The following is a 10,436-nucleotide window of genomic DNA, read 5'->3' as shown; positions in this document are numbered from 1 at the left end:
CCTTGCGAAACAGTATATTCATTCGGTCTCCGGCAAGGATACCGACCCCGCGGGCTGTCCACTTTTTTTAAGGACGAACGCCAAAGCTGACCCCAAGATGGGCAGTAGGACAGAACGCCTACCACCTTCCCACTCAACCGTTTCACATATACGGAGAAAATTAAATGTCCCGTCACAATCAGATGATTGCGAAATACCAAGAAGAAATTGTCGCCAAAAAACTGCAGGCCAAAAAAGATGAGCTGGCCAGAGAAAAAGAGCGATATCAAAAATTTAAAAAGAACAAGAGAGGCTCGAACAGAGCCACTCGGCGACAACCTGAATATACAAGCTATGAAGATCTGCCTCCTCCCAACCCCGAAGAACGGGAGCGTTTCATGGAACGACTAGACGATCTGGTCGGCAATATGATGGCTGAAGAAATTGAAGAGAAAGCCCAAGCGAAACAAGCCTATTTCGATTGGCTTCTACAATTTGCCGAGGATTGGCCGTGAGAAACGCTTCTAAAACAAACTGAATTTACGATGCACATTGTAAGACAAACCGATTATGGCCGCGCCCTCACCCCCCACTTCGCGGCGTCTTGTCCGGATGATATGCCCTTTTCGGTTTTCCCTCACCGTGAAAGCGTTTAAAGCCCCTCTATGAGCACAACTTTACTCCAGAACGCCGAGCCGGGCCTGAAAGAGACGCCGTCCGCGCCTGCGCGCCCGTCTCTTGTCGGTCTGGGCCGCAAAGAGATTGCCGCGCATCTGGAAGAGTTGGGCATAGAGCCGAAGAAAATCCGGATGCGGACCAAGCAGATCTTTCACTGGATTTATAATTACGGCGTCACCGAGTGGGATCAGATGACCAATATCGCCAAGCCTTTACGGGCGAAACTGGCGGACCATTTTACTCTCGACCGGCCGGAAATTGTTGAGCGCCTGATCTCCAAGGACGGGACGCGCAAATACCTCATCCGCATGGCGCCGGGCATTGAAGTCGAAAGCGTGTTCATTCCCGATGTATCGAAAACCGGCGCGCTTTGCGTCTCCAGCCAGGTCGGCTGCACGCTGACCTGTAAATTCTGCCATACTGGGACGCAGCGTCTGGTTCGGAACCTGACGCCGCGCGAAATTGTCCTTCAGGTCATTATCGCCCGGGACGATCTCGGCGAATGGCCGACCACGCAGGAAAACCGCCGCCTGACCAATATCGTCTTTATGGGAATGGGCGAGCCGCTTTATAATACGGACGCGGTCGGAGACTCCCTCGACATTATCTGCGATCCCGAAGGCCTCGGTATTGGCCGCCGCCGCATAACAGTTTCGACCTCCGGCGTTGTGCCCGATATCGGCCCGATGGGCGAACGCACCTCGGCCATGCTGGCGATTTCGCTTCATGCCGCCAATGACGATCTGCGCTCACAGATTATGCCGATTAACAAGAAATACCCGCTCGCCGAGCTGATGCAGGCGTGCCGGGACTATCCGGGCCTGTCCAATTCCAAACGTATCACCTTTGAATATGTCATGCTCAAAGGCGTCAATGACAGCCCGAAACACGCCAAGGAATTGATTAAATTGCTTCGCGGCATTCCGGCCAAAGTCAACCTCATACCGTTCAATCCCTGGCCGGGATCTGATTATGAATGTTCCGACTGGGACACGATTGAAACCTTTGCCGATATCGTCAATCGGGCCGGCTATGCCAGCCCCATCCGCACGCCGCGCGGGCGAGACATTTTTGCCGCTTGCGGGCAACTGAAATCCGAATCCGAGAAAAAGCGCGCCAGTCAGATTCGGGCCGAGAGCAAAGCCGCCGAGAGCGCTTAAAACCTTTTAAGCTTAATTAAATCCATGTCACTTTTTCAGGTTTGACTTGCATCCCCGGACATATTTAAGCCATGTTCTTCGTGTCGAAACGGGGCTCGATGAGGGGAAATCACGACGAAGGGGAACCGTATGCGTCCTGCGCTCGACAGTCTCGCCAATGGACTGCCATATTTGATATTCTATCTTTTGGTCGTCACGGCCATTTTCATTATCGGTCTTGTTATCTACACCAAGCTGACGCCGCATAAGGAATTGGAGCTTGTCCAGAACGGCAATATGGCCGCCTCCATCCATTTCAGCTCTCTTATCTTCAGCCTGACCATTCCGCTGGCCGCCTGTCTGGTGAAACGTTTCAGCCTGTTTGATGTCGCCATTTGGGGCACGACCAGTATGTTCCTGCAGCTCTTTTTATTCCGCCTCACCGACGCCATTTTCAAAGGGATGCCGCAGCGCATTACCAATGATGAGGCCGCTCCGGCTTTGGTTCTGGCCGCGTTTAAAATTGCCGGTTCCGTCCTCCTCGCTTTCGCCATTGCGGGCTAAGGGCCGTGTTCCGGCAAATCCCGGATTGGCTGTTTTACGCCGTGGTGCTAGCGGCCATTTATATCGGGGCGCTTTTAGTCAATAAAAATGTCGTGGCCCCGCCTCCTCCGGCGGACCTCGGGCCGCTTCTGCCAAGCGAAAGCCCCCGCGACGAACAAGTTATTACGCAAGTCGATATACCCCGCTCCGGCACAGGCACAGCCTTTGCGATTGACGAGCAAGGCGGATGGCTGACGGCGCGCCACGTTGTGGATGGGTGTCATGAAATCGCATTGAAGACAGGACGAAACCGGATTATCCCTGCCACCGCTGAAATCTACGAACAAAACGATCTCGCCAAGCTTCAAACGCAGTGGACACGGCCGGCTTTGCCGCATGACGTTCACACCCCGCGGCGGGTCGGCGAAACGGGCTATTTTATCGGCTTTCCGCAGGGCCGACCCGGAGAGGCCATTGGGAATCTACTGTCGCGTAGCCGGATGCTTGTCAGGGGGCGATACACCTCTGATGAGTCGGTTCTGGCCTGGGCCGAAATTGGACGGACGGTTGGATTAAATGGCTCTCTTGGCGGTTTGTCCGGCGCGCCTGTTCTGGACGGGGACGGCGAAATTATAGGGGTGGTAACAGCCGAAAACCCGCGAAGGGGGCGTATCTACACCGTAGCCCCTCGCGCGCTGTGGCCCTTTTTTACTGAAAAGTCTTCACGGAAGGGAAATCCTTTAGAAAAAGACCGTTATGGGTTACAGGCGGATCAGTTGAGACGGGAACGCCGGATTGCCCAAGTGCTTTGTTTGGTTGAACAGCGATAGGTCAAACTCTAAAAACTTGTTATGAGTGGCTGGAAAGGACCTTTAATCTGGATAACAACGGCCGCAATTTTTGCGGGCAGTGCCTATCTGGCGGATAAATATATCCCAGGACAACATTTACCTTGGAAAAAACTCGACACGTCCCGTCCCTTGGGAAAAGCGACGAAATCTCAAATTCTGCGCATGGCGCTATCTCCGCCCGAAGTCTGCATGTCCCTCGCCCGCGATACCGCCGGTTTTGAAACTATTCCGTCAGACCCGAAAGAGGGTCCCTCTACAGGCGAAGGTAAGGATGTCTGCGGCTGGGAAACAGCGCGATTGGTTTATGGTCAGGATGACATTGTTCTCGCCCCCGGAGAAGCCAATATGAAATGCCCGCTGTCTATTTCCACCTATTTGTGGACTCGGGAAATCGACCGTCTCGCCCAGGAAAGATATGGAGAGGGGCTTGCTAAAATGCATCATATGGGAACCTATTCCTGCCGCCGCCAAAACGGAAATAATTCCGGCCGCTGGAGCCAACACGCCTATGGCAATGCCTGGGATGTGGCGAGCTTTGAACTAACGGACGGACATTTGGTAAGCGTCCGCAGCGATTGGACGGGGGAAGACGGCGATGCCGAGTTTTTACGCGATATCCGAAACGCCGCCTGTAAGGTTTTCAATGTCACGCTTAGCCCGGATTATAATGCGGCCCATTATGATCATTTTCATTTGGACATGGGGCCGTCTTCAGCCTGTCGCTAAGGAAGGAAAGTCGTTATAAAGAGGATGCTATGCATATCATCGGGATATTAACGACCATTGCGATTGCGGTTTTCTGGATAAGCCGCGCGATCAGAGGGTCTCGCGATATTGCCGATGCGGCGCGCAGTTTCAAAAACCGCCCTCGTCAGGAGAGATTTCGAAAGCTTCACGGAAAGTCGGGCTATGATCTGGTGGAAACACCTGTCGAAGCCGCCACTGTGTTGATGATTGCAACGGCCAAAATGGACACTCTCCGCGGGGTCAGCGAAGCCGAAATTGCGGCGATTACCTTACAGCTTGAAAACCATATGCAGCTCAGTACAGACGCAGCGGATGGAATTTATCGCCAGATGTATAACCTCACCCATGATGTTACCTTACCGGAAACGGCCCTTTTTCCGATGGTCGACATCTTGAAGACCTCTATTGAACGGGATGATGCATTGGCACTGACTGAAATGATGGAGCGCGTTGCGAGCTGCGAAACACCGGCAACAGCGGAGCAGAAAGAGTTTATCCGGCGCTTTAAGGAACGCATGAATTTGCTGGGTTAAGCGCTTCTCCTTCGACTCTCCGCATGACTTGAATAGTAACGTGCTCGACCTCGAATTTTTCCTTCAATCGCGTCCTTATAGCCTGACTTACGGGCTCGATCCGAGTGTCGGGGCCGACAAAAGCTTCAAGCGTCAGCATCGGGCGTTCCGGCGTAATTGACCAGGCATGAATATGTTCAACCGCTAAAATATCCGGAATGTGATGGAGTAGATCTTTGGTAATCGCCCGCCTGTCGATATGATTGGGCGCCGCTTCCAAAAGGATATAAGCACTGTCTTTTACCAAGACCCAAGCGCTCCTCAGGATGATAAGGGCGACAAAAACTGAGAGAATAGGGTCGATAGGTGTCCACCCTGTTTGAAGAATAACAATTGCCGCAAGAATGGCGGCAACCGAACCCAGCAAGTCCCCCAAAACATGCAAAATGGCGCCTCTTATATTCAGGTTATGCTGATCTGCGCCGCGTAACACCCAAAACACCAGCAAATTCACAATTAATCCGGCAATAGCGACGTAAAGCATAGGCCCTGCTAATACTTCTCCGGGAGTATAAAGCCGCTCAACAGCCTCTTTCACAATCAGTGCCGCAACGGCAAACAATGTGAGCCCGTTTACAAATGCAATAAGAATTGAGAATCTATCAAATCCAAATGTATGACGCCAATTTGCTGGCCTTTTCGCGATGGTAAATGCGGCCCATGCCATAGCTAACGCAGCAAAATCCGTAAGCATATGCCCTGCATCTGCCAAGAGAGCCAGTGATCCAGAAATATACCCCCCGACCGCTTCGACGACCATGAACACGCCTGTCAGAAGCGCAGCCAATCCTACCCTGTTGCGATTGGACTCATCAACTTTCGGCGAATGTGTGTGGCCGTGGTTATGGGAAGGAGGGTGAGAGGCTTCGTGTTTATGTTTTTGGAAGTGATCTGAGCTCATTGATTTAGATTAGGACGTGTCCCGGAGCTTATGCAACCGCTTTAAGCCGATATTAGCCCTTTGCTGGTAAAAGAGCGTAACAAATTTTTTAAAGATCAGTGACGTGACAAAACCCGGATTTAAAACATCAATTTTCAAAGCAGATGAAATGCCTGCATCTGTTGTTTCAGCTTGGCTGGACTTACGAGATTCTAATCCGCGCCTATACTCTCCATATTTCCATCCGGAGTATACGCAAACCGTCGCCGCACTCGTCGATAATGTTCGAATTGCCGTGGCTGAAGATGAAACAGGGATTATAGCTATTTTGCCGTTTCAAGGAGAGCGTTTTGCCCGACCGGTCGGCGCCCCTATGACCGATTATCACGGCCTTATCTGCCGCCCCGACTGCGACCTTACACTTGGAGATATGTTGAAAAATAGCTCGGTGGGAGCGTTTCATTATAGCGCCCTCGTTGAAAACGGGATGCATAACCCGGAAAAACAGTCCAAAGGAGCCATGATCTATTTCCCGGAGGGAGCCGAGTCCTGGAAAAAGGCGCAAAGCGGATCTTACACGCGTCACTTAAAAGACTTACGCCGCCGGACTCGTAAAAGTGACGAACAGATTGGGCCAAGCCAGTTTGATTTCAGAAGCCAAAATCCGGATTTGCTTAAAACCCTCATAAAATGGAAAAAAGCCCAATATGAGCGTAGCGGGTTTTACAATATTTTTGAATCTGACTGGACGTCGAGCCTTTTAAAAAACCTCTGGGAACGTCCAATTTCTGGTTCATTAAGATTGGATCTACACGCCCTGTACATCGGAGATAGACTCGCCGCGATAGATACCGGCCTGACCGATGGCCCGACTTATCACAGTTGGATTGTAGCCTATGACTCGACATTGAATATTTATTCACCCGGTGCGAGACTTCTAAACGGTATTCTCGATGAGTCTGATAGATTAGGCTATGAACGACTTGATCTAGGCGTCGGAATCGACGCCTTTAAACGCCATTACGCGACGGAAGACGTCACCGTGTCCTCTGGCTTTGTTCCAATTTCCGGGCCGGCGGCTGCACTGGCGCAAGTCTATGACGCGGCTGAAAAACTCGGAAAGAAAAAGTTGGGCGACGCTCCGGGAAAGCTTCGCCGCCGATATTCCCAGATCGCCGCCTGTGAAACAACGGTTTCGGGCCGAGCCAAAGCCATGATGCGGTCAGTGGCAAATTACAGATTTTAATCTCTCCTCCGTTTGGCTGTCCTGCAAAACTGTTCGTCTAAGTTCACTCGACTCATCCCGCCTTCCCGTGCAGTATTGATAGATATAATAATAACGGGAGACGGCTATGGTCAGGATTGACCCCTCATCGAAATTAAAAGGCAAATTTGACAATCCCGGTGATTTGAAAGCTATCCTTTCTGCCCAGCGCACTGATTTTGACCGTCATCCCTATCCCAGTTGGTCCTCTCGAAAAGGCAAAATTGAAAAGCTCAGACACGCCATTTTTGCCCAGGAAGATGCGTTCATCAAAGCCATTTCCGACGATTTTGGCCACCGCGCCGCCGAAGAAACCATGATTGCAGAGTTTCTGGTTCTGAAGGGCGGGTTTTCCCACGCCCTGAAACACACGCCAAAATGGATGAAAACCCGTAAAGCCTCGACGGCGCTGCCCTACTGGCCCGCCAAAAACCGGATTGTACCTCAGCCTCTGGGCGTTGTCGGTATAATCAGTCCTTGGAATTATCCTTTGCAGCTCGCTATCATGCCGTTGATTGGCGCCCTCGGCGCAGGTAATCGCGCCATGCTGAAGCCGAGCGAATATACACCGAAATTCTCCGCCCTTTTGAAAGACGTGATCGCCAATAATTTTTCCGATGAAGAGATTTATGTGGCGACGGGCGGCGTGGATGTGGCGTCCGCCTTTTCCGAATTGCCCTTTGATCATCTGGTCTTTACGGGCTCGACCAATGTTGGCCGAAAAGTGGCGCAGGCCGCGGCCAAGAATCTGACGCCGGTGACCCTGGAGCTGGGCGGAAAGTCTCCGGTCATTGTCGATAAGAGCGCAAAGCTGGATTTGGTCATCCCGAGACTGGTCAATGCCAAACTTCTTAATGCTGGGCAGACCTGCGTTGCGCCGGATTATGTGTTGATGCCGCAAAATGACATAAACGCCTTTTCGGCAGCGATTTTGAAACAGGCGGAAAAAATGTATCCGACCTTTGCCGGTAATGAGGATTTTACGTCCATCATTGCGGACTCCCATTATGCCCGCCTGCAGGACCTGTTGGAGGATGCCGAGAATAAGGGCGCGAAAATCGCTGTTGCCGGCAATGATGACAAACAACAACTGGCGAAAGAGCGCCGCGTGCCTCTGACCGTTGTGACAGATACCACGCCAGAAATGAAAATCATGCAGGAGGAAATCTTTGGTCCCCTCCTGCCGATTGTGGCGTCTGAAACCCTGGAAGACAGTCTGGCATATGTGCAATCGAAGGAACGCCCTCTGGCGCTTTACTGGTTCGGCGAAGAGTCCGAGAAAAAAGACAAAGTTCTGAAAACCTCTCATTCCGGCGGCGTCTGTATCAACGAAGCCGCTTGGCACGTGGTGCAGGATGATCTGCCCTTTGGCGGCGTCGGCCCATCCGGAATGGGCGCTTATCACGGCGAGCATGGTTTTGAGAGCTTCTCGCATATGAAGGGCGTTTTCCACCAGAGCCGGTTCAGCCAAGGCAAAACCCTGCACCCGCCCTATACGAATAAAACTCATAAAATGATGGCCCTGATGAAGAAAATCCTCTGATGGAGACGGCGTTTGATTACGTCATAGTCGGCGCAGGCTCTGCCGGGGCGACGCTTGCCGCGCGTCTGACCGAAGACGAAAAAATTTCTGTTTGCCTGATAGAAGCCGGACCGACCCATAAGCATTTTTCTGTCTCGACGCCCGGACTTCTGCTTTTGAATATGGTGACGAAGAAACGAAATTGGGGCTTTGAAACGGTTCCGCAGAAAGGCCTGAACGGCCGCAAAGGCTATCAGCCGCGCGGCAAGATGCTTGGCGGCTCTTCCGGCTCTAACGCCATGATCTATATCCGGGGCCATAAATCCGATTATGATCACTGGGCCGAGCTGGGAAATAAAGGCTGGGCCTATGAGGATGTTTTGCCCTTTTTCAAAAAAGCCGAACATTATGAAGGCGGGGCGAGCGACTATCACGGCACGGAAGGGCCGCTCCATGTGACCCATCAAAAAGAGGTCTCGCCGCTGAACCAGACATTTCTCAAGGCCGCGCAAAGTCTTCAGATTCCCCTTTGCGACGACTTTAATGGGCAGGATCAGGAAGGCGTGGGATTGTTCGATGTGACCCAGAAGCGGGGGAAAAGATGGTCTGCGGCCAACGCCTATCTCGACCCGGCGGAGGACCGCAAAAACCTGACGGTACTGACGGATTGCCTCGCAGAAAAAATCCTTCTGGAAGATAAACGGGCAATCGGGGTTCAGATTAGAACAAAATCCGGACAAAGAACGCTCTCCGCGCGGCGCGAAGTGATTGTCTCCGCCGGGGCTTTCGGCTCGCCTCACCTCCTGCTTTTGTCGGGAATTGGGCCGACGGACAAACTCGACCCCCATGGCATAGACGCGCAACATGCCCTGCCCGGCGTTGGGGAGAACCTTCAGGATCATGTCGATTGGATAGCCAATTATCAGGGCAAGGGATCGCTGCATAAAGACACTATCGGCTTTTCCCTTCCCGGAACCTTCAATATGGTCAGGGAAATATTTAAATACCGGAAAGACGGGACGGGTCTGCTTTCGTCCAATATTGCGGAATCCGGCGGCTTTCTCTATCTTGATCGGGACGAGCCCGCGCCCGATATTCAGCTTCATTTTATTATTTCTATTGTCGATGATCACGGGCGAAAACTGCATTGGGGGCACGGCTTTTCGCTCCATGTGTGCCTGCTGCGCCCCAAAAGCCGGGGGCGGGTGAGCCTTGCCAGTTCGGACCCCTCCGACGCGCCGCTCATCGACCCGGCCTTTTTGGAAGATGACCGGGATTTGGAGAAGCTCTATCAGGGCGCGCGCCTGACTCAGCGCCTTATGCAATCCGCCGCTTTTGACGACATCAGAGGCAAGCCGATTTACGGCACGGAAGAACAGGATGACGCCCGCCTGAAACAAGATATCAGAAACCGGGCCGATACAATTTATCATCCGGTCGGCACCTGTAAAATGGGGACGGATAAAATGGCTGTTGTGGATGAGCGCCTCCGGGTTCACGGTCTCAAGGGCCTTCGGGTCATTGACGCCTCAATCATGCCGCAAGTTATTTCCGGCAATACAAACGCCCCGACCATCATGATCGCAGAAAAAGGCGCGGCGATGATAAAAGAGGATTGGCGCGAAGGCTGAATCGGGGGAATGTGCCTAATAACCTCGTCACACCGACGCAGGCAATGCCTGCCCGGTGCCGTGCCTTAAGCTTGGCCACTGAGTACGCAGAAGATGTTTTCGCACCGAACCGACAAGGCACGTTACCGGGTGTGAGCCTAAGCGACATGAAATGTCGCGACGCGATTGCTGAAGGTCGCATCGGTATGACAGGGTGAAAAGTTCGTCCACGATTCCTGTCATTCCGGGGCGCGGAGCGAACCCGGAAGGTCGAGAGGTTGGGTGCCTCATTTTATTTCCGTCATTCTCCGGTGTAACCGGGGAATCCATACGACTCCTTTTCTGCTTTGTATATAATTGCGTTGGCTCCCAATTGCGCGTTTGCGAACGTAACTAAGTTCACACATATGGCACCGACACCGCATGGATTACCCGGTCGAGCCGGGTAATGACGGGGTAGAAAGTTAAGTCCACAGTTTCTAAAGTGTGCATCGCCCACGCCTTTCCTACCGCTTGCCATCAAGGACAAGCCTGTCTCACGGTTTCCAAATAAAATGGACTGCCCGCGGGGTCGGTATCCTTGCCGGAGACCGAAATTGGTAATGTTTCGCAAGGGCCAGGCCCCGCGGCAGCGGTTTTATCGCAGCGGCC

10 protein-coding genes are annotated in these 10,436 nt (G+C 52.5%); 9 read left to right on the top strand and 1 reads right to left on the bottom strand.

Annotated features, from left to right (window positions below; genetic code table 11):
• The first annotated feature begins 164 nt into the window (after window positions 1–164).
• The 6 genes from ACN0IC_RS14470 (at window position 165) to ACN0IC_RS14445 (ending at window position 4,470) form a co-directional block, all read left to right on the top strand.
• Window positions 165–494, top strand: coding sequence for a hypothetical protein (locus ACN0IC_RS14470; RefSeq protein ID WP_416879494.1), 330 nt, complete (start codon window positions 165–167; stop codon window positions 492–494).
• Window positions 495–644: 150 nt separating this feature from the next.
• Window positions 645–1,817, top strand: a complete 1,173-nt coding sequence (rlmN, locus tag ACN0IC_RS14465; protein WP_416879493.1) for a 23S rRNA (adenine(2503)-C(2))-methyltransferase RlmN — start codon at window positions 645–647, stop codon at window positions 1,815–1,817.
• A gap of 129 nt (window positions 1,818–1,946) precedes the next feature.
• Window positions 1,947–2,360 (top strand): DUF350 domain-containing protein, encoded by a 414-nt coding sequence (locus ACN0IC_RS14460; RefSeq protein ID WP_416879492.1) that lies wholly within the window; start codon window positions 1,947–1,949, stop codon window positions 2,358–2,360.
• A gap of 5 nt (window positions 2,361–2,365) precedes the next feature.
• On the top strand, window positions 2,366–3,169 hold the full coding sequence (locus ACN0IC_RS14455; protein ID WP_416879491.1) for a trypsin-like peptidase domain-containing protein: 804 nt from the start codon (window positions 2,366–2,368) through the stop codon (window positions 3,167–3,169).
• Window positions 3,170–3,190: 21 nt separating this feature from the next.
• Window positions 3,191–3,916, top strand: a complete 726-nt coding sequence (locus ACN0IC_RS14450; RefSeq protein WP_416879490.1) for an extensin family protein — start codon at window positions 3,191–3,193, stop codon at window positions 3,914–3,916.
• 29 nt (window positions 3,917–3,945) lie between these two features.
• Window positions 3,946–4,470 carry a hypothetical protein gene (locus ACN0IC_RS14445; RefSeq protein ID WP_416879489.1) on the top strand — a complete coding sequence of 175 codons (525 nt, stop codon included), beginning with the start codon at window positions 3,946–3,948 and terminating at the stop codon, window positions 4,468–4,470.
• Here ACN0IC_RS14445 and ACN0IC_RS14440 read toward each other — a convergent pair.
• Window positions 4,442–5,410, bottom strand: a complete 969-nt coding sequence (locus tag ACN0IC_RS14440) for a cation diffusion facilitator family transporter (protein WP_416879488.1) — start codon at window positions 5,408–5,410, stop codon at window positions 4,442–4,444. The genes ACN0IC_RS14445 and ACN0IC_RS14440 overlap by 29 nt on opposite strands.
• A 103-nt stretch (window positions 5,411–5,513) precedes the next feature.
• Between ACN0IC_RS14440 and ACN0IC_RS14435 the strand changes: the two genes are divergently transcribed.
• The 3 genes from ACN0IC_RS14435 to ACN0IC_RS14425 all read left to right on the top strand — a co-directional run bounded on the left by ACN0IC_RS14435 (window position 5,514) and on the right by ACN0IC_RS14425 (window position 9,806).
• On the top strand, window positions 5,514–6,635 hold the full coding sequence (locus ACN0IC_RS14435) for a GNAT family N-acetyltransferase (protein WP_416879487.1): 1,122 nt from the start codon (window positions 5,514–5,516) through the stop codon (window positions 6,633–6,635).
• 106 nt (window positions 6,636–6,741) lie between these two features.
• Complete coding sequence (locus ACN0IC_RS14430; RefSeq protein ID WP_416879486.1) at window positions 6,742–8,196, top strand: coniferyl aldehyde dehydrogenase; 1,455 nt, start codon at window positions 6,742–6,744, stop codon at window positions 8,194–8,196.
• Window positions 8,193–9,806, top strand: coding sequence for a GMC family oxidoreductase (locus tag ACN0IC_RS14425; protein WP_416879495.1), 1,614 nt, complete (start codon window positions 8,193–8,195; stop codon window positions 9,804–9,806). Before ACN0IC_RS14430 ends, ACN0IC_RS14425 begins: the two co-directional genes overlap by 4 nt.
• Window positions 9,807–10,436: the final 630 nt, after the last annotated feature.

The organism is Litorimonas sp., assembly GCA_029936425.1.
In the GTDB taxonomy this organism is placed as follows: domain Bacteria; phylum Pseudomonadota; class Alphaproteobacteria; order Caulobacterales; family Maricaulaceae; genus Litorimonas.
This window is presented reverse-complemented; position numbering and strand designations above follow the sequence as displayed.